Source organism: Gemmatimonas sp. (genome assembly GCF_031426495.1).
GTDB lineage: Bacteria > Gemmatimonadota > Gemmatimonadetes > Gemmatimonadales > Gemmatimonadaceae > Gemmatimonas.
The window spans coordinates 102,177-121,353 of record NZ_JANPLK010000051.1; the positions used below are offsets into that span (position 1 = coordinate 102,177).

17 protein-coding genes are annotated in these 19,177 nt (G+C 65.5%); 7 read left to right on the forward strand and 10 right to left on the reverse strand.

Annotated elements, in window-relative coordinates:
• Positions 1-50: 50 nt before the first annotated feature.
• The 6 genes from RMP10_RS13970 to RMP10_RS13995 form a co-directional block, all read right to left on the reverse strand.
• Positions 51-845, reverse strand: coding sequence for a GNAT family N-acetyltransferase (locus tag RMP10_RS13970; RefSeq protein ID WP_310570831.1), 795 nt, complete (start codon positions 843-845; stop codon positions 51-53).
• A gap of 49 nt (positions 846-894) precedes the next feature.
• Positions 895-2,046: an aminotransferase class V-fold PLP-dependent enzyme gene (locus RMP10_RS13975; RefSeq protein WP_310570832.1), complete on the reverse strand. Its 1,152-nt coding sequence runs from the start codon at positions 2,044-2,046 to the stop codon at positions 895-897.
• Positions 2,047-2,118: 72 nt separating this feature from the next.
• Positions 2,119-3,051: an ABC transporter permease gene (locus RMP10_RS13980; protein WP_310570833.1), complete on the reverse strand. Its 933-nt coding sequence runs from the start codon at positions 3,049-3,051 to the stop codon at positions 2,119-2,121.
• A gap of 2 nt (positions 3,052-3,053) precedes the next feature.
• Positions 3,054-4,130, reverse strand: coding sequence for a glycosyltransferase (locus RMP10_RS13985; RefSeq protein WP_310570834.1), 1,077 nt, complete (start codon positions 4,128-4,130; stop codon positions 3,054-3,056).
• Positions 4,131-4,133: 3 nt separating this feature from the next.
• Entirely contained in the window at positions 4,134-5,954 is a 1,821-nt protein-coding gene (locus RMP10_RS13990) for an ABC transporter ATP-binding protein (protein WP_310570835.1), read from the reverse strand.
• Complete coding sequence (locus RMP10_RS13995; RefSeq protein WP_310570836.1) at positions 5,951-7,504, reverse strand: response regulator; 1,554 nt, start codon at positions 7,502-7,504, stop codon at positions 5,951-5,953. The genes RMP10_RS13990 and RMP10_RS13995 overlap by 4 nt, the downstream gene beginning before the upstream one ends.
• Positions 7,505-7,609: 105 nt before the next feature.
• Here RMP10_RS13995 and RMP10_RS14000 point away from each other — a divergent pair, with 105 nt between their 5' ends.
• From RMP10_RS14000 to ruvA, 5 genes are all read left to right on the forward strand, one after another.
• Positions 7,610-8,005: a hypothetical protein gene (locus RMP10_RS14000; protein WP_310570837.1), complete on the forward strand. Its 396-nt coding sequence runs from the start codon at positions 7,610-7,612 to the stop codon at positions 8,003-8,005.
• Positions 8,002-8,844 carry a DnaB-like helicase C-terminal domain-containing protein gene (locus RMP10_RS14005; protein WP_310570838.1) on the forward strand — a complete coding sequence of 281 codons (843 nt, stop codon included), beginning with the start codon at positions 8,002-8,004 and terminating at the stop codon, positions 8,842-8,844. Before RMP10_RS14000 ends, RMP10_RS14005 begins: the two co-directional genes overlap by 4 nt.
• A 280-nt stretch (positions 8,845-9,124) precedes the next feature.
• Positions 9,125-9,868 carry a YebC/PmpR family DNA-binding transcriptional regulator gene (locus tag RMP10_RS14010; protein WP_309670591.1) on the forward strand — a complete coding sequence of 248 codons (744 nt, stop codon included), beginning with the start codon at positions 9,125-9,127 and terminating at the stop codon, positions 9,866-9,868.
• On the forward strand, positions 9,865-10,401 hold the full coding sequence (ruvC, locus tag RMP10_RS14015) for a crossover junction endodeoxyribonuclease RuvC (protein WP_310570839.1): 537 nt from the start codon (positions 9,865-9,867) through the stop codon (positions 10,399-10,401). Before RMP10_RS14010 ends, ruvC begins: the two co-directional genes overlap by 4 nt.
• Positions 10,398-10,994 carry a Holliday junction branch migration protein RuvA gene (ruvA, locus tag RMP10_RS14020; protein ID WP_310570840.1) on the forward strand — a complete coding sequence of 199 codons (597 nt, stop codon included), beginning with the start codon at positions 10,398-10,400 and terminating at the stop codon, positions 10,992-10,994. Before ruvC ends, ruvA begins: the two co-directional genes overlap by 4 nt.
• A gap of 91 nt (positions 10,995-11,085) precedes the next feature.
• Here the strand turns inward: ruvA and RMP10_RS14025 are convergent, their stop codons facing one another.
• From RMP10_RS14025 to RMP10_RS14040, 4 genes are read right to left on the reverse strand one after another with little or no spacing between them, the layout of a single operon-like run.
• Positions 11,086-12,711: a M28 family peptidase gene (locus RMP10_RS14025; RefSeq protein ID WP_310570841.1), complete on the reverse strand. Its 1,626-nt coding sequence runs from the start codon at positions 12,709-12,711 to the stop codon at positions 11,086-11,088.
• A gap of 37 nt (positions 12,712-12,748) precedes the next feature.
• Complete coding sequence (locus RMP10_RS14030) at positions 12,749-14,368, reverse strand: FtsX-like permease family protein (RefSeq protein WP_310570842.1); 1,620 nt, start codon at positions 14,366-14,368, stop codon at positions 12,749-12,751.
• 10 nt (positions 14,369-14,378) lie between these two features.
• Entirely contained in the window at positions 14,379-15,107 is a 729-nt protein-coding gene (locus RMP10_RS14035) for an ABC transporter ATP-binding protein (RefSeq protein ID WP_310570843.1), read from the reverse strand.
• Between the two features lie 14 nt (positions 15,108-15,121).
• Positions 15,122-15,661 carry a DUF3299 domain-containing protein gene (locus RMP10_RS14040; protein ID WP_310570844.1) on the reverse strand — a complete coding sequence of 180 codons (540 nt, stop codon included), beginning with the start codon at positions 15,659-15,661 and terminating at the stop codon, positions 15,122-15,124.
• A gap of 180 nt (positions 15,662-15,841) precedes the next feature.
• Between RMP10_RS14040 and ruvB the strand changes: the two genes are divergently transcribed.
• Positions 15,842-16,870 (forward strand): Holliday junction branch migration DNA helicase RuvB, encoded by a 1,029-nt coding sequence (gene ruvB / locus RMP10_RS14045; RefSeq protein ID WP_309670584.1) that lies wholly within the window; start codon positions 15,842-15,844, stop codon positions 16,868-16,870.
• Between the two features lie 13 nt (positions 16,871-16,883).
• A complete protein-coding gene (locus tag RMP10_RS14050; RefSeq protein ID WP_310570845.1) occupies positions 16,884-19,163 on the forward strand; it encodes a GWxTD domain-containing protein in 2,280 nt (759 codons plus the stop codon).
• The last annotated feature ends 14 nt before the right edge of the window (positions 19,164-19,177 follow it).

Consider the following 19,177-nt stretch of genomic DNA (forward strand, 5'->3'; position numbering starts at 1 on the left):
GTTTGCAGTTTTCAGTTCTCAGTTTTCAGTTTCCCGTGTGCGTCGGCCGCTCAACGCTCCGCCGACACTACCGCATCCACATGATGCACATGCAGCGTCAACGCGCGTGCGAACGCTACAAAACCGACGGTGCTGGCCAATGCCCGCGCTGCCAAATCACCCACGGCGAGACGCACGACGGGAATGAGGCCTTGCTTCAGCACGTGGCGCACGAGGGCGTGGAGCACGGCGCGGCCGTAGCCCATCCGCCGATGTTGGGGCGACACCAGCACGCGTACACGAGCCAGCCGTCCTTCCGGCGCATCGACGGTGGCCAACGCCACGAGCACGCCGCCCTGAAGGGCGCCAACCCGGTGGGGCGAGTCGACGTTGCCGCCGCCTTCGTTCCACTCCGACGGCGACACATCGTGGCGCAGCATGTCGAGTACATCGCGGCGAGGATCGTACACCAGCATGCCCGCGATCCACGGGACCGGAGTGATCGTGCACTCGTCGAGCAGTGCGACGGCAGCGGGGTCCTCGCTCACGGTCAGTCGCGCGGAACGCAGTTCGATCACCGAGCCTGGCGAAGCCTCGAGGCGCGTGATGGCGATCAGCTCCTGGACTTCAGACGGATCGAGGCCAAGGTCGATCTCGTCCTCGCAGGGCACCGACACCAGGCCGACCGCGTCACGCACGAATGTCCGCACGACCGGCTGGTCGTCGCCGAGTCGCTGGACGGTCGCGACCCGATGTCGCTCGAGAAAGCCAACCGGACATCCGAGCGGCATCGCACAGGACCGCAGCGCGTCCGCCACGCTGCGTGTGGCGAGTGAGGACCGAAGGTCTTTGGAAGAGTTCGACATCGTACTGCAAACATGGCAGGTTCGGACTCAGGGTCCAATAGGCAGCCTTTTAATTGTCAAGAATTTTCAGTACCTGCTCGATCTCGGTGATGGTGTTGTAGCAGTGCGGCGCCAGTCGGATCGCGCCTTCCCGGACCGTATGCGTGATGTGTGCCGCACTAAGCCGCTTGGCCATCGCGCCCAGAGACTCGGAGGCGAACGAAATCACCCCGGCTCGGCGAGCGGGGTCCGCCGGCGTCACCAACCGGACGTCGGGGCGCGACTGCGCCCACTCGACGATCCGCGTGCCAAGTGACGTGATGTGGGCCGACACCGCGTCCACCCCGAGGTCGAGCAGGATCCGCGTCGACGCGTTGGACACCGCAAAGTCGTGATAGGCGAGCGTGACCACCTCAAAGCGCCGCGCATCGTCGAAGAAGTCGTAGTCGTAGTCGGTGAGACGCGTGTAGTCGGTGGACGACTTCATGCACGCCCATCCCACGTCGATCGGATCGATGGCGGTGACCAGCTCGCGCCGCACGTACACGAAGCCGGTGCCCCATGGGCTGAGCTGCCACTTCTGGGCGCCGCTGGCGAAGATGTCGATGGGCAGGGCGTGCAGATCGATCGGGCGCACGCCGCACCCCTGAATGCCGTCCACGATGAAGAACACGCCGCGCGCACGGCAGGCGGCACCGATACGGGCGAGATCGGCGACAAACCCCGTGGCGAACTGCACCCAGGAGACGACCACGGCCACCACGTCGGGGCGCGCGATGGCGGCGATCAGTGCATCCTCGTCGGGGAGTCCGTGCCTCCGCGGAATGAGCTCGAGGTTGATGCCGCGCGACCCCAGCGCCTGAAAGGGATAGACGCAGCTCGGAAACTCGCCGTCGAAGGTGAGAATCGTGCCGGGTCGCAAGGGCAGCGCGCGGGCGGCGAGATTCAGCCCGTACGTCGTGTTGGGCATGAGAGCGATTTCGTCGGCGTCGGCACCGACCAGCGCCGCAAACTGCGCGCGCGCCGTGGAGGCCGCATCGAGCATCCATTGGAACGGCAGCAAGTGCGGCTGCGCCCGCATTCGGCTCCACGTATTCGCCACCTCGACCGCGGCGGCCGGCATCGGCCCCACGCTCGCGGCATTCAGGAAGATCGCTGGATCGTCGGCCATCCAGGCGTACTCGCGGGCGCGGAGTGCGGCGGCGTCGTGCGATGTGGTCATGGGATGCTCTTCGGAAAAGCCCGAGTGCGGGGAAGACGACGGATCTGTCTATGAATCTGTCTATGTATCTGTCTACGGCACGCGACGGGCGCCGCGCGGATCGAGCGCGTCGCGCAAGGCATCGCCGAGCAGATTGAAACCGAGCACCGCCACACCGATGGCCAGACCCGGGGCGAGACTTGTCCACGGCGCGTTGCGCAGCTGCGAGAGATCGCGGCCATCGGCGATCATCGCGCCCCAGCTTGGTGTCGGCGGTTGCACACCAAGGCCGAGGAACGACAACGCCGCTTCGGCCATGATCGCGCCGGCAATGCCGAGCGTGGCCGCGATCACGACGGGCGCGATCACATTTGGCAACACGTGGCGCAACAGGATGCGGCGGTCGCGTGCGCCCAAGGCGCGCATGGCCTGCACGTACTCCAGTTCGCGCACCACCAGCACTTGGCCGCGCACCAGCCGCGCCATACCGGCCCAGCCCACGACGCCGATCACCGCGCACACCACGGTCAACGAGGGCTCGAACGCCGCCGCCATGGCGATCAGCAGCAACAACGACGGAAACGCGAGCGTGACGTCGGCGAGGCGCATGATGACCTCCTCCGTCCACTTGCCGCGATACCCGGCCACGAGCCCCAGCACGAGACCGATCGACAGCGAGATCCCCTGTGACGCGAGCCCCACCAGCAGCGAGATACGGGCACCATGCACCAGCCGCGACCAGACATCGCGTCCCTGCGCATCGGTACCAAGCCAGTGTGCGCCACTCGGTGCCTGGAGCGCATGGCGCAGGTTGATCTGAATCGGATCGGCGCCGTCGATGAGCGGTGCCAGCAGCGCCGCCACCATCAGGAGCGCGATGACGCCAAGCCCGAGTCGCGCGCGCCGGTCGTCGCGCAGACGCGTCCAGGCCGCGTTGCCGGTAGCGTTGCCAGTAGCGTTTCCGGTAGCGTTTCCGGTAGCGTTTCCGGTGGCGTTGCCGACGCCGCTCTCGGTGGCGGACGTCACCGTCAGGCCGTGGTGAGTGACGGGCGAATCGCCGCCGACGCGACACGCGAACCCGAGGCCCTCGACAATACGTCGGCCGCGTCATCCACGAATCGCTGCCAGTCGTGATGTCGCGACGCGCGCGCCCTCGCCGCATCGCCCATGGCGTCGTACTCGTGGCGGTCCGACATCAACCGAGCCAATTCGGCGACAATCGCCGGGACGTCGGCATCCGACATCAGGAAGCCGGTAATGCGCGATGCCACTATCGACGCAAACGGCATAGCCGCTGGCACCACGACGGGGACACCGCGCTGCATGGCGGCGATGGTGGCAATCGCACCCTCGTCGCCGTCGGCGGTGACCCAGACGGCGGCGGCCTCGACCTCGTCGGCCAGCAACAGCGCGTCGAGCGGCGCCACCTGCACGAATGCCGTCAGGCCGAGCGAGGCTGCATGCACGCGCGTGGACTGCAACGCGGCGAGGTCCCCCAGCAAGACAATACGCAGCGACGGATGCCGTCCCACGAGCCGCGCCGCCGCCCGCAGTGCCACAGCGGTGCGTTCGTCGTGCTCGGACGGGGGAACGATCCACAACGCGGTTGGAACGACTGTACCCGTGGGCGCATCACGACGGGCGCGCAGTGACGAGGGCCCCGGCCAGCTCACCGCGATCGGATCGCGTCCCCACGATGTAAGGCGCGTACGCGCGCCCGCCCATCGCGTACGCCACGTGCGTGCGACGGGGTTTCGATCGGCGGCATCTTCACCGACGACCCACCGTCGCACGACACCACCGCGCCGACCGGTAGCCATCGCGGCGAGCAGGGCATCGGGCTCGCTCTGCACGAGCACCGCATCGGGGCGCAGGGCGGCCACGATACCGCGTGCACTGCGAATACGCGCAAAGGCGCCCTGACCCGTAATGCCGCGCACGGGCAATCGGGGGAAGGTGGCTTCGACGGAGCGCTCCAGCACGCCGTGACTCAGGCAGGCTACGGTCACGATGTCACCGCGCGCCGCGAGTTCCGCGCCGAGCGTGATCAGCAGGCGAACGTCAGGCGTCCAGGACGCGGCCGTAGTGAGCACGAGGACGCGCACGGATCACTCGCTGCCGCGAGTGAATTGCAGCGCATGCAGGCGGGCATACGCGCCGTTGCGCAGCAGCAGGTCGGCATGCGTGCCCTGCTCTACCAGTTGCCCGCGCTCGAGCACGAGAATACGATCGGCGTGCTGAATCGTGGCCAGTCGGTGCGCGATCACGAACACCGTGCGCCCTTCGAGCAGCCGGTCGATTGCTTCCTGCACCAGCCGCTCGCTCTCCACATCAAGGGCCGACGTGGCCTCGTCGAGAATGAGGATGGGCGGGTCGGACAGCAGCGCCCGCGCGATGGCCAGGCGCTGTCGCTGTCCTCCCGACAAGCGCGAGCCGCGCTCACCGAGGTTGGTGTCCCAGCCTTCGGGCAGTTCCTGAATGAACGACAGCGCATTGGCCGCGCGGGCGGCCGCGTCGAGCTGCTCCTGCGTGACCTGCGTGCGACCGAAGGCAACGTTAGCGCGCACGGTGTCGTTGAAGAGCACCGTATCCTGACTCACGATACCGGTGAGCGCGCGCAACGCGTCAAGCGTGATGCGGCGCAGGTCGACACCGTCGAGCGTGATGCGGCCGCTGGTGGGTTCGAGGAAGCGCGGCAACAGATCGATGAGCGTGCTTTTGCCCGCGCCACTCGCACCGACCAGCGCGATCACCTCGCCCTTGCGCGCCGAGAACGACATATCGGACAGCGCCGGCGCATCGTCGCCGTACGCGAACGTCACGTGCTCGAATTCGAGCGAAGTCGCGAAGGTCGGCGCAGTAATCGTGCCGCGATCAGCCGCCGTTTCCGTGGGAGAGTCGAGCACCTCGAAAATCCGCTCGGCGCTGGCCAGCGACTGCTGCGCCGCCGCCGGCACCTGGGAGAGCTGCTTGAGCGGCTGCAGCAGACGCATCACCCAGATCAAAAAGGTCACCAGCAGCGCCCCGTCCAGTGACTTCTCAACCAGCACGAGTCGCGCACCGAACCAGAGAATCGCCACGGCCATCACGGCGCCGAGCGTTTCCGTGACCGGGCCCGACATCAGCGCGAGTCGACCGATGCGTACATAGCCCTTGGCGAAGGCCGCATTGCGCGTCACGAAGCGCTGTTCTTCGCGCACCTCCGCACCGTACGACTTGATGAGACGGATGCCGCTCACCACTTCCTGCACCATGCTGGTGATCTCGCCCTGCTCGTTGCCCATGCGACGATGTCCCTTGCGCAACTTTCGCAGCACGGGCTGCAGCGAGAGGACCGTGAGTGGCACCACCACCAACGACGCCAGCGACAACTTCCACGATACGGCGAACATGATCGCGATGGTGGACACCACCTGCGCCGTACTCCAGATGGAGCGCGTGACGAGCTCGGTGACCACGGCCTTGGCGTTCGTGGTGTCGGTGAGCATGCGGGAGATCACCTGGCCCACCTTATTGGCGGTGAACCAGCTCATCGGCAGGCGTAGCAGATGCGCATACATCGCATCGCGCAAATCGCGCACCACGAACTCCTGCAACTGCGCCCCGATCTGCCCGCTCAGCCAGACCAGCACGTTCTTGAGCGTGACGGCCAGCAACACCAGCACGATCACGTTGCGCAGCGATCCCATCTGATCGGCGGGATCGAGCAGGAAGCCGATCGTCGTGCCGAGAATGGCCGACACGACCTTATTGCCAGGAATCAGCTGTGGCTGTTCGAACAACGCATTCAGAAATGGAATCAGCAGCGTGAACGAAAAGACGTCGAACACGGCGGCGAGCAGGTTGAGCGACACCACGCCCACCAGCTTCGAGCGATGTGGGCGTACGAAGCCCCACAACCGTCCCCACAACCCCGTGGTACCGCTCATCGCTTGGGCGTGAGCAGGGCGACCGGCAGGATGCACTCTTCCGGCGTCACACCACCGTGCAGGAACGATCCACGATACCGACTCTGGTACTCACGCAGCTTGGTGGGATACACGAAGAAGGTATCGCCGGCGGCCATGAGGGTGTTGTTGCCGGGGCCGCGATGCGGCAAGCGCAGGTCATCGGGATTCGTGAACAACAGCGCCTGCTCGGGCCGTTCGGCCCGCAGATCCTCGCCGAACTTGTAGCGCAGGTTGGCCGTGGCATCACGCTTGGCGAAGACGGTGGCCGGCGAATTACAGTGCAGCGCGCCGTGATCACTGGTGATGACCACCGAGATGTTGCGGCGCGACGCTTCCTTGAGCAGCGTGAACAGGGATGACCGTTCGAACCACTGCTTGGTGATGGCCCGCAGCGCGATTTCGTCACGCGCGACTTCGAACAGAATCATCGATTCGCTTCGACCATGCGTGAGCATGTCCACGAAGTTGAACACGAACGCGTGAATGCCTTCACCGGCGATCGCGCCCGGCAAGTGGCGCTCGAGATCGTCGGAATCGGCGGCAGTCGTGATCTTGTGGTAGCGCACGGGCGCCTGAACCTTCAGCTCCTCGAGATGCGCCACCAGCAAGTCGCGCTCGTGCATGTTGAGCGTTTCGTCGTCCTTCTCGCCCCACCAGTCGGGAAAGCGCGCGGCGATTTCCCCGGGAAAGAGCCCGCTGAACAACGCATTGCGCGCGTAGGGCGTGGCGGTGGGCAGAATCGAGTAGTAGTGCGTGGTTTCCACGTCGTATAGCGGGGCCAGCAACGGCTCCAGCACGCGCCATTGATCCACCCGCAAACAGTCGATGACCACGAAGATCGCCTTGCGATCGCGGGCCAGCACCGGCATCACGAATTCGGTCACGACATCCACCGACAGCGGCGGCCGGTCGCCTTCGAGCTCACGGAGCCAGCGCGGATACTCGGTGCGCATGAACGTGGCGAACTCGCGATGCATATCGGGATACAGCCCGCGCAACGACTCGTGCAGCCCCATTTCACCGGCGGCGGCGAGGTCGACGTCCCATTGCATCAGTTCCGCGAAGCGCTCGATCCAGCCGCGCCAATCGAGCCCGGCATAGCGCTCAGTCTCGATGTAGCGGAACCGTTCCACGAAAGCGCGGGCCAGCGCCTGAGAGCGAATCAGCGGACCTTCGAGGATGCGGGTAACCACCGTGAGCACCTGCCGCGGTGTAATCGGCTTCACGAGGTAATCGCGAATATTCACGCCGATCGCTTCCTTCAGCGTGGCGTCCTCCTCGCTCTTGGTCACCATCACGACCGGCATGGTCGGCAGCATCTCGCGGATGTCCTTGTAGGCATCCAATCCGCGCGTGCCGGGCATCTGCTCGTCGAGCAGCACCAAATCGTACGGGCGCCGCCGCAGCAGCTCGAGCGCGTCGTCCGCGTTCGTCGCCGTCTCGACGTGATAGCCCTTGTCTCCGAGCAGGAGTCGATGCGGCTCGAGAAGCTCCGCTTCGTCGTCCACCCAGAGAATCGTTTTTGCCATCAGCGCCATCTTGTAAGGTACCTGAGCGGCGGGACTACGGTCCAGCGGCGTCGGCCCCGGCTACCGCGCCGCGCCGGACGCAATCGGACGCGTTACATTCGGACTGTGCACGCTGAATCCCTTCCCTACGCGCTCGAACCGCTGCGCTTTCCGTTCCCTGCTCTCGCGTCGCTGGCCGGACGCCTGCCGCTGGGTGGCGGACGTGAGGTAGCCCTGGCCGCGCTCATGACCGCCCGGTTGGCGCAGGGCGTGATGACCGCCGACGCGCTCCATCCCGGTGAACGGGTCACCCGCGCCGCCGCCGCCAAGGTGTGGCTGGCATCCCTCGCACTCCCGGCAACGACGCGCGTGCCGTTTGCCCGCTGCGTCGAGTCAACCACGGGCACCTCGCTACAGGTGGCGGGCGCGATCCGCAGCCTCGTCGCGGCCGCCGGCACGCATCTCGACGGCCCCTCGGTGCAGGAACTCGAGAAGCTCGCGCGCCTGCTCGCGGGCTCATGACCCACCGCACCGATATCTCGCCGCTGACCCGCGTCGTGGCGCGCCTCGACCGGACCAGCGTCGGCGACGTCGACCCCGCTATTGTCCCCACCCGATTCCCATCGATCGATCGCGCCATTGGCGGGGGCTTTCGCCGCGGCGATCTGATCGTGGTCGGGGGAGACGACAGCGCCGGCTGCTCGGCGCTGGGACTCGCCATCGCCCTGCGCGTCTTCCCCCGCGCCCTGCTGTTAACGGGAGAAATGCAGGCCGAGCGCGCCTACGAGCGCGCCCTTGCCATGGGGGCGAAGGTGTCGTTGGAATCGATGCGACTTGGTGTGGTCAGCGAGGAAGAACGCGCCCGCCTTGCCACGGTCGCGGTCACGCTGCGCGACCGTGCCCCGGTCATCGAAACGATCACCTCGGGCACCATGTCCGCCATTGATCGTGCCGTAGAAGCCACGCCCGACGCCTCGGTGGTGGTGGTCGATCCGCTGGAATGCCTGCTGGATCGTGATTCGGGTCGCGACGAAGCACTGGGGTTCGCGGTGCTTGCGCTCAAGCGACTCGCGCTGCGGCGGAATGTGGCGGTGCTGCTGACGACACACCTGCCGCAGCTCGACCGCGTGCGCCACGATCGCCGTCCCCGTCTCACGGATTTCGGATTGGGCGGAGCGATCGGGACCCACGCCGATCTGGTGCTCGGGCTCTACCGCGAGGAGCTGTACGAAGCCGATCTCGGCGTGTCCGGCGCCGCGGAGTTGCTGCTGCTGAAGAACCGGGATGGGGCGAGGGGATATGTCGATCTGTATTTCGACCAGCGGTTCAGTCGATTCGAGGATGTACTGGAGGAGTTTTAGACTCACGGCCTTTCGGTTTTTAGCCCATGGCCCATGGCTCACGGCCCATGGCTCACGGCCGATAGCCTTCAAAGGGCTTTGGGCTTTGGGCTGTAGGCCATGGGCTGTAGGCCATGGGCTTTGGGCTTTGGGCTTTGGGCTGTAGGCCATGGGCTTTGGGCCATGGGCTTTGGGCTTTGGGCAATGGGCTATCGGGCTTTTTACACCCCTGCCCCACGTCTCGTTATTTTCCCCGACATCGGTTTGACAGCACCCATATCCGCATTCACGGGGCAGGGCGATGGCAGGACATAGCAAATGGAAGACGATCAAGCGCGCAAAGGCGGCCACCGACAACAAGCGCGGAGCGCTCTTCACGCGACTGATCCGCGAAATCACCATGGCTGCCAAGCTTGGCGGCGGTGATCCGGGCGGTAATCCTCGGCTCCGCACCGCCATCGACAACGCGAAGGCGGTGTCGATGCCCAAGGACAACATCGACCGTGCCATCAAGAAGGGTACGGGCGAACTGGAAGGCGTGGATTATGTCGAGGTGCTGTACGAGGCCTACGGGCCCGGCGGCGTCGCGATCATGATTCAGGCGGTGACCGATAACCCCACGCGCACCGTGGCCGACGTGCGGCACAAGCTGTCGCGCAACAATGGCAACATGGGCTCCAGCAACTCGGTGGCCTATCTGTTCGAGCGGAAGGGGCAGATGTCGGTGTCGGCCGACGGTGTGGTCGAAGATACGCTGATCGAAGCCGCGCTCGAGGCTGGCGCCGATGATGTGGTGCGGGACGACACCGAGTTCACGATCACCACTGATCCCGGTGCGCTGCACGCGACGAAGGAAGGCCTCGAGTCGAAGAAGTACAAAGTGGCCGACGCGGAACTCGCCTGGGTGCCCAAAAGCACGGTAAAGGTGGAAGGCGCGGCGGCCGACCAGCTCATGAAGCTGCTCGAAGCGCTCGAAGAACTCGACGACGTGCAGAAGGTCGACGCGAACTTCGAGATGGACGACGACGCCATGGCCGAGGCGTGAGCCCGTCGCTGGTGCTCGGGATCGATCCGGGCACCGCCGTCACGGGGTACGGTGTGGTCGCCTTCGACGGCCGCATCGCCACTCTCGTGGAGTGCGGCGTCATCCGCACGACCGCGAAGGATCCGCTGCCGCAGCGCCTGTTGGAGATTTCCGAAGGCGTGGAGGAAATTCTCGCGCGGCACCGTCCCGACACGATGTCGGTGGAAGACGTGTTCTACGCCAAGAACGTGCGCACGACGATCGTGCTCGGTCATGCGCGCGGCGTGATTCTCCTCGCCGCGCAGAAGGCCGCCCTCACGATCTGCGAGTATCCGCCGGCCGAGATCAAGAAGGCGATCACCGGCACCGGCGCGGCCACGAAGGAGCAGGTGCAATTCATGGTGGCGCGCCTGCTGCGCCTCAAGTCGGCACCGCAGCCCGCCGACGCCGCCGATGGCGTCGCCGCCGCGCTTTGTGCGTGTCTCATGTCGTCGCGACCGAAGCTCCCCGAGCTTCCGCCGCTGCGTCTTCCCCTCTCCAAGCTCGCGAAATGATCGCACTGGTATCCGGCACGCTCGTCCACCGCGAACTCGATCGGGTAGAAATTCTCACGGCGGGCGGTGTGGGCTACGAGTGCCTCATTCCGCTCTCGGTCTTCGAGTCGTTACCGCCGGAAGGGGCGACGATCACGCTGCACACGCATCTCGCCGTGCGCGAAGATGCGTGGCACTTGTACGGCTTCTCCGATCGCTACGACCGCGCCGTCTTCCAGCGGCTGCTCGTGGCCAAGGGCGTCGGCCCGGCGCTCGCGCTCGGCATTCTCTCGTCGCTCACGCCGGAGCGCGTGGTCCGTGCCTTGCGCGAGAAGGACATCACGACCCTCATGCGCGTGCCGCGCGTGGGTCGGAAGAAGGCCGAGCAGATCATTCTCGACCTGGCCGACAAGATGGACACCGTAGGCTCGGCGCCGACAGCCACCGGCGCCGCGAAGAGCCCCGTCGCCGACGACGCCATTCGTGCGCTCATCGCGCTGGGCTACAACCAACTCGAAGCCGATCGCGCCGTACGGGCGGTGGTGGACGCGGGCGGTGGTGGAGATGTGGGGGCGGTGGTGAGGGCGGCGCTCTCGAGGCTAACGGCGAAGTAGGCGGTAGGGCGTACGGGGTCGGGAGTAGCCCGTACCCCTTACTCCGTACCCCTTACTCCGCACCCCTTACTCCGTACCCCTTCCCTAGCAATCACCGCCGGTACTGTGTTGCGTCCCGCTGTGGCTTGCCGCAATTCGGCACCGTAATCCCCTGCCCCGGGCGGCCACCGGGAATCGGATCGACCAGCACGCGCGAGCTCTTCTCGGCGTCTTCGCTGGCGAGATATACGAACATCGCGGTGAGCGTCGCGTTGTGCTTCAAGTCATCGAGAATGATCTTGTCGAACGAGTCGCGGTTCGTGTGCCACGTGCTGTTGCTGTAGTCCCAGTTCAACGCACCCAGTCCGACCGCCGGGGCGCCCCAGCAACGGAACGACGCGTCGTCCGATCCGGCGCCGATACCCGACGGGCCCGAGAGACGGATGTACTGCGTGAGCTGCGACGGCATTTGGCTCATGTACTGCGCCAGGCGCGGACCGTTTTCCGGGTGCAGCCCCGGACCTGTGCTCACCACACGTCCCGTACCGTTGTCCTGATTGAACGCGAACTGCAGCCCCTTGATCACTTCGGGGTGATCGGCGGTGAAGGAGCCCGAACCGTTCAGCCCCTGCTCTTCGCCGCTCCAGTGACCGACCAGAATCGTGCGCGACGGCTTGGGATACACCGTCTTCAGTATGCGTAACGCTTCCATCATGGTGATCGAACCCGTGGCGTTGTCGGTCGCGCCAGAGTGTCCTTCCCAGCTGTCGAAGTGCGCCGACAGCACCACGAACTCGTCGGGCTTGGTGGCGCCCTTGATCTCGGCGATCACGTTGAACACCGGCTTGTCGCCGAGCGCTTCCGATTCGGCCATCACGCGCACCTTCGGGCCCTGCTTGTTCTGCGCGAGGCGGAACAGCATGCCGTAGTCTTCGCATCCCACATCGAACGTCGGCAACGCCGCGTTGCGCGGCGATCCGAAAATCTTGTTCACGCCGGGATACTGCGAGTAGTTCGACTCGAACACGGCCACGGCACCAGCGGCCTTGAGGTCGCTGTAGAACGTCGGTACGCGCTGCGTCACGCCCTGATACGTGGCCGACAGATCGCGCTGCATCGAGTCGAGCGACGACTGTGTGCTCGGCATCGCGAACTCGGCGAGCTGCGACGCCGGACGGCAGGTGAGACGCGGCGCCGACGCCAGCACGATCTTGCCCTTCACACTCGGCAACCACGCCTTGAACTCTTCCGGCGACTGATACGGCTTGACCACGACCACGTCACCGCCAGCCCACTTGCCCGAGGTGTTGCCGCTCCACGACAGCATGTTGACTTCGAGCGACTTCACTCGCGGCGCCGTGAGCTGCGCGAACGCCGCCCCACGCTTCCACGAATTCCACGTGCCATACTGCTCCTTGCGCGCCGTCACGCCGAACTGCTTGTACGTCGCCAGCAGCCAATCCTGCGCGCGATTCATGTTGGGCGAACCCGTGAGACGCGGGCCGACGGAGTCGAGCAGCTGCTGCGCCAGCGTGCCCGCCTGCGACCGCTGCATCCCCTCTTCCCACAGCTTCAGGATCACGGGATCAGTGGGCGCGTCCTTGCGAACGTATGACGGCGCCGGATCAACCGGCAGCGCCTGAATGTTCTTGGCGACCGGTGACGGGCCGCGACCGGGCTGTGCGGCGGCAGAGCCGGCCGTCGCCAGCATCAGAGCAAGTGCAGCAGAGGTACGCATGCGGTGTTCGGGGATTCGGTGAATGAAGTGTTGTGCGTCAGGCCCGCGGACTCAATCCGTCCACGAGCGACGTGCGATAGGCCTTCCACGCCGGCACGAAGCCGATCACAAGGCCCGCACCCATAACAACGGCGAGATAGGTCCACTCCGTTGAGCGCAGCGGATGCAAGGCGAGATGCAACCCGAAACGTTGTTCAATAGGACCCTGCGCCACGAACAAGCCGAGGTACACGGCGGCCACGCCGATGAGGCACCCGAGCAACGCCAGGAGTCCACTCTCCAGCACGAGCAGCGAGATGATCATGCGCGGACCCGCACCCACCGCACGCAGAATCGCCATCTCGCGACGCCTGGCTTCGAGCGACGAGTAGAGCGCCACCAGCATGCCGGTGAGGCCGATCGCCACCGCGAAGATCGCGATCACGCGCAACCCGACTTCGGCGCTGCCGATGTTCTGCCACAACTCGCCCAGCGCTACGCCGGGAATCACCGCCGTGAGCGGCTCCTCCAAGTCGGTATTCATCTCACGCTGTAACATCAGCGCTTCGAAGCGGTTCTTCGTCCCGACGAAGAACGCCGTAATCTGATCGTCGCCATGATCGTGCGCCGGCTCAGCCGCGACCGAGCTCCTCTCGGCCGGCTTCGTGGCCTTCTGCTCCGCCACCTTCTGCGCCACCGCTGCCGCCTTCACCTCCGGCAGCGCACTCGGTGGCGGCTCCGCGCCCGGCATCACCAACGGCGTCCCCGGCGGCGGACTCGCCCCCGGCATCACCAATGGCGTCCCCGGCGGCGGCTCCGCCCCCGGCATGACCATGGGCGTCCCAGCAGGCGGTGTCATCGCCGCCGCCCGCTGTTTGTTCGCCGCAATGATCGCCGAAGCCTTCGCGCGCTTTGCCGCAATCGGCTTTCGCGCAGTTCGCGGTTGCGCCGCCCCCCCCTGCCCACTCCCCCCTGATACCCTCCCTCCTGCTCCCTCCGCCGACGCCATCGACGACCCAGCGATCTCAGCCCCAGCCTCCGGCTCATGCATCGCCTCAATCCCGCCAAGCGTCACGTACACCGAGCGATCGATCGGCGTGAACGTGCGCCCGAGAATCCCGACCACATGGAACGGGTGCGCCTCATGACTCGACGTACCGATGTCGCGGAGCCCGTGCACCACCACCACCGGCGACCCGATCGTGTAGCCCAGCTTCTCCGCCACGTCGCTGCCGATCACCACTTCCGTATCCGCGACCGCGGCGCGTCCGGACACGAACACGATCCGGCCATCTTTGCGGAATCGATAGCGCTCGTAGAACTCGGGCGTGGTACCGACCACGCGGAAGCCGCGATGACTGTCGCCGAGGGAGTACGGGACCACCCACTTCACGGCAGGATGCGCCTTCCACCGCTCCATCGTGGACAGCTTCACCGAACCGGAGGGCGAGCCGATGCCGAACACCGCGCTCAACAAGACTTGCAAGGTGCCACCGCGCGCACCGACGATCAGGTCGACACCGCGAATCGTGCCGGCAAAGCTATCGCGCACGCCGGCCCGCACATTCTCGATGCCCACCAGCAGCGTCACGCTGAGCGCGATCGACGCGACCGTGAGCGACGTCGTCAGCAGGCGGCTTCGCAGCGACGTCAGCGCCAGACGCAGAATCATCATCATCGCGATGCCCTCACGCGTCTGCTCCGACCTTGGCCGCGCGATTGATCTCCATCAGTTCCACCGTGCGAGAGAACAGCGGCATCAGCGTGTGATCGTGGCTCACGAACACGAGCGTGGCCTTGGCCTTCTCGCACGACGCGAACAACAGCTTGAGGAAGCGTTCACGGCGATCGGTATCGAGCGCGCTGGTGGGCTCGTCGGCGATCACCACTTCAGGGCTGCCCATCAGCGCCCGCGCGGCGGCCACGCGCTGCTGCTGGCCCACACTCAGCTCCGCGATCGGCGAGTCGAGATACTGTTCGATGTCGAGTTGCGACGCGATATCGCGCACCGCGTCGTCGAGCGATCGGCCGCCCAGTCGCTCACGACGCGCTGGCTCGAGTCGAACCGGCAGCAGAATGTTCTCCCGCACCGGGAGGTACGGAATGAGGTTGAACATCTGGAACACGTATCCCAGATGTCGCGCCCGAAACGCATCGCGCGCACCGCCCGACATGGTCGAGAAGTCCTGCCCAAGAATGCGCACGCTGCCGCTGGTCGCCTGGAGCACGCCTGCAAGAAGGCCGAGGAGCGTGGTCTTTCCACTGCCACTCGGCCCATGCAGAAACACCGTCTCCCCGCGGTCGATCGTCAGCGAATCAATCGACAGCACGTCGCGCCCTTTCTTGTACGAAAAGCGCAACGCGGACAGCTCGACCGCCGGGGTCCCGTGGGGACCAGTGCCGGCGAGAGCTGCCACGGCAGCCCCATCACTCATTTCGACGAGTAGGGTTCGACCTTGAGTCCTTCCAGCTGATAGCCCACGGTGCCGTACGGGCTTTCCACCGACGCGATCTTGAGACGTCCCGACATCCACACCGCGTCGAAGAGGTTGAGCTTGACGGCCTTCTTGCCGCCCATCTCCACCATCACGATCTGATTCGGCGGCGGCGGCGGCGTGTGCACGCACGCGCCGTAGTACGGCACCAGCAGGAACTCGGCGCCCTCCTCCTGGAAGTCGTCGAGCGGCACGACGAAGCCCGGAATCCGGACCAGCTTGCCCTCGAGCTTCTTCAGCGTGTCAGTCGACTTGCCGTTCGTGTAGTCGAGACCAGCCAACACGCGCCAGTCGATGTTCACCGCTTCTTCCACGAGCGCCTTGCGAGTCGTCGGCGCCTTGGACACGGCAGGGGCAACCGCGACGCGGGCTGGCGGCGTGGAGCGCACGGGGCGCGCCGGCGTGGTAAACGCCGTCGTCGCCAAGAGCACGACGGAGATTCCAGCCAACGAAAGCACAGGTGAACGGCGGGGCATGGCGAATCCTGGGAGCAGGACAAACGGGAGCCGACGCGACGACGTCGCGGGTCACTCCCGGAAATTTACGCAATCCGAGCGAGAACGCTGTAGGAAGCGGAAGCTGGAGCGCTACCGCCGTCCCTGAAAGTACCCCCCAGTCGTCGGCTCGTGCCCAGACGGCACGGTATATTCCGTCTCATGAGCCGCGCCGAAATCACCACGCCGGAAGCCCTCGCCGACGAAAGCGTCGTCGAATTGTCCCTTCGCCCCCAGCGCCTCGTCGAGTTCATCGGCCAGAAGAAGGTCAAGGACAGCCTCGGCATCGCCATCGCCGCGGCCCGCGCGCGCAAGGAACCGCTCGACCACACCCTCTTCTTCGGACCGCCAGGGCTCGGGAAGACCACGCTGGCCGATCTGATGGCCCGCGAGCTTGGGGTCAACCTCACCACGACCTCCGGTCCCGCGCTCGAGAAGCCGGCCGATCTCGTCGGCCCCCTCACCAATTTGCGTGAGGGCGATGTGCTGTTCATCGACGAGATCCACCGCATGCGGCCGATCATCGAGGAGTTTCTCTATCCGGCGATGGAGGACTACCGGATCGACATCCGGCTATCCGATGGCCCGAAGGCGCAGACGGTCACGATGAACATCGAGAAGTTCACGCTGGTCGGCGCCACGACGCGACTGGGCATGCTCACGGCGCCGCTGCGTGCGCGCTTCGGCATCGTGCAGCAGCTGGGCTTCTATCCGGTGGACGAACTCGAAGTGATCGTGCGCCGTACCGGCGAAGTCTTGAAGGTGGAGATGGACCCGCTGGGCGCCCTTGAAATTGCCAAGCGCTCCCGTGGCACGCCGCGGGTGGCCAATCGGCTCCTGCGACGCGTGCGCGATTACGCGCAGGTGTGCGCCGACGGGCGCATCACGCTCGAGGTGGCGCAGGCGGCGCTCGAGTTGAACAACGTCGACCATTTCGGACTCGACGACATGGATGCGCGCCTGCTGAAGTCGATCATCGAGAAGTTCGACGGCGGTCCGGTTGGGCTCGGTACGATTGCGGCAGCGATCGGCGAGGATCCCGGGACAATTGAAGAGGTCTATGAACCGTTCCTGGTTCAGCACGGATTTCTTCAGCGGACTCCGCGCGGACGCGTTGCCACGGCGCATGCCTATCGCCATCTTGGCTACGTGCCGCCCATTGGCGCATTCGAGCAACCCACCCTGTTCTAAGCTCTCGGTAAAAATGATCACAATGTTTGGCACCTCGGTGCGCGCCTCGCGGCTCGCACACGTATTGCTCCTGCCCGTAACACTCGCGGCATATCTGGCGGTCGGTTCGCCTCTCGCCGCGCAACCGATGGCGCCGCAGCCAGTCCGGCCATCCATCGCGCGGATCGCCGACTCGTTGGCGGCAAACGGGGACACCGCACGGGCGGTCGCGCTACTCGATTCGGCGGTCCGTCGCGACAAGCGTGATGCGGCGGCATGGCATCAGCTTGGCTTGCTCCAGTGGAATCAAGCTCGTAGCGCACGCGACCCGAATTTCATGAAGGATCAGAAGAAGATCCGCATGCTGATCGCGGCCGACACGGCGCTTCGTCTGGCCACCAAACTCGCGCCGGACAGCGCGCGCTACTGGCTGAGTCTCAGCCGCTTCAACATTCAGTCGGGTGTGTCTACCATGCGCTTCGCGTCGAGCGCGCAGGCGCGCGATGGCATGTCGGCGGCTGAGCGATCTGGGGAGAAGCTGTTGCTCGCCGAGGCGGCCGATATGGCCGGTATGGCTGCGTGGCGCAGCTATGATGCGTTGGCGAACCGTGGGCTGCCCAGCGGCATGTCGAAGGTGCAGCTGGAGAACAACAACTACTGGAATCGCAAAAACGCGCGCGACTACGTGAATTCGATCGCCACCAAGATCCAACCGCCCACGGGCGACAACGATCATGCGGCCGCGCTCGACTATTTTTCGCGCGCCGTCGCGGCCGATTCCAGCAATCTCCGCTACAGCCGTCATCTGTACATGGCGTACGCGGAGCGGAAGAAGTGGCAGGATCTGGCCGCGGTGGCCTCCCGTCGCGCGGGTCAGTTTCCACTCGATTTCCAGGCGCAGCTGGCGCTCGGCCTCGCGTATCATCGCCTCGCGAACGAGAAGGACGCGACGCACGCGTTCGACAGCGCCTTCGTGCTGATGGACGAGGGGGAGGCGAACCGTCTCAAGAACCTGTCGCGCATTTTGCGACCGCGCGCGTCCAAGGAGCAGAACGGACAGATCGGCGACTCGGCCAGCTGGGCCAAGCTGCCCGCGCTGCAGCGTCAAGGCCTGGAATCGATGTTTTGGATGATGAGCGATCCGTTGGCGCTCACGCAGGAGAATGAGTTCCGTCTCGAGTTCCTCGCGCGGGTCGTGTTCGCCGATTTCCGCTGGACGATCGACGAAATGGAGCTGCGTGGTGCCGATACCGATCGTGGCGATGTCTATGTGCGGTACGGTCCACCCGATTTCGAGATGACGATTCCGGGGAGCACCACCGACAGCCGCACGCGCCTCGATGGTGGCGTCACGTTGGTATGGGACTACGATGCCAAGCTCACGTTTTTCTTTGACCTCCAGCCCGGATTCGCCACTGGACGCGTGTCGTTGTTTGATCGCAACTACATCGCTGCACTTCGCGACGCCGCGCCGGTGTCCTTCGCCAACGTGCCCGTCACGCGATTGCTCGATACCATTCCGATTCGCATTGTGCGCTTCCGGTCGGGTGCGGATTCCAGCGACGCCGTGATCGCAGCCAGCGTGCCGATCGATTCGCTGGTGCGCGCCAACACGCTCGATCGCGTTCCGGTCGATATCGATCTACGCATCTTCGACCAATTCGTGAAGATCCGCGGCTTGGAGTCCGACCAAGTGACCTTCGCGCGCGACAGCAGCAACGCGCCGCTCGACCGCACATGGACGCGTCGGGTGGGGCCCGGCATCAACGTGGTGCGCGTCGAAGCGCTGCAGGCCGACAGCAAGCGCGGCGCGCGCGCGATGACGCGCCTCGACCCTTCCACGAACGTCGGCTTCGGCATGAGCGACGTGCTGCTCGGCAATAAACCGGAACTCCACAGTGGTGTCGTCACGCCGTCACGGTGGCGCGACATCGCCATCACACCGAGCGCCGGCAGTTACGCGCGCGGCAGTTCGCTCGGTTTGCTCTGGGAGATGTACGATCTCGTGCCGAAGGAGGGACAGACGAAGTACCGCGTGGCGATCACCGTGGAGCGCGCGGATCGCGACGGCGTGGCCGGATTCACACTGCGCGTGCTCGACAATCTCGGTCGGGCGGTGGGTCGCGCGCAGCAATCCCGCGATCGCTTCACGATCTCATTCGACCGGCAAGGCGGCGCGCTGCCGGTACTGGTGGAGTACCTCTCGCTCGACATGACGCAGGCGCCAACCGGCGGCTACCGCTTGCGCGTCGAAGTCACCGACCTCGCCAATCAGAAGAAAACGGCTCGTAATACGGAATTCAGGATACGCTGACGCACCAAAACGGT

Bases quoted from the DNA above. Each gene is read 5' to 3' on its own strand.
- RMP10_RS13975 (WP_310570832.1), bottom strand. From the start codon at position 2,046: ATGACCACATCGCACGACGCCGCCGCACTCCGCGCCCGCGAGTACGCC.
- RMP10_RS13970 (WP_310570831.1), bottom strand. From the start codon at position 845: ATGTCGAACTCTTCCAAAGACCTTCGGTCCTCACTCGCCACACGCAGC.
- RMP10_RS14005 (WP_310570838.1), top strand. From the start codon at position 8,002: ATGACCCACCGCACCGATATCTCGCCGCTGACCCGCGTCGTGGCGCGC.
- RMP10_RS14040 (WP_310570844.1), bottom strand. From the start codon at position 15,661: ATGCCCCGCCGTTCACCTGTGCTTTCGTTGGCTGGAATCTCCGTCGTG.
- ruvB (WP_309670584.1), top strand. From the start codon at position 15,842: ATGAGCCGCGCCGAAATCACCACGCCGGAAGCCCTCGCCGACGAAAGC.
- RMP10_RS14030 (WP_310570842.1), bottom strand. From the start codon at position 14,368: ATGATGATGATTCTGCGTCTGGCGCTGACGTCGCTGCGAAGCCGCCTG.
- RMP10_RS14050 (WP_310570845.1), top strand. From the start codon at position 16,884: ATGATCACAATGTTTGGCACCTCGGTGCGCGCCTCGCGGCTCGCACAC.
- ruvA (WP_310570840.1), top strand. From the start codon at position 10,398: ATGATCGCACTGGTATCCGGCACGCTCGTCCACCGCGAACTCGATCGG.
- RMP10_RS13990 (WP_310570835.1), bottom strand. From the start codon at position 5,954: ATGAGCGGTACCACGGGGTTGTGGGGACGGTTGTGGGGCTTCGTACGC.
- RMP10_RS14025 (WP_310570841.1), bottom strand. From the start codon at position 12,711: ATGCGTACCTCTGCTGCACTTGCTCTGATGCTGGCGACGGCCGGCTCT.
- RMP10_RS14010 (WP_309670591.1), top strand. From the start codon at position 9,125: ATGGCAGGACATAGCAAATGGAAGACGATCAAGCGCGCAAAGGCGGCC.
- RMP10_RS13995 (WP_310570836.1), bottom strand. From the start codon at position 7,504: ATGGCAAAAACGATTCTCTGGGTGGACGACGAAGCGGAGCTTCTCGAG.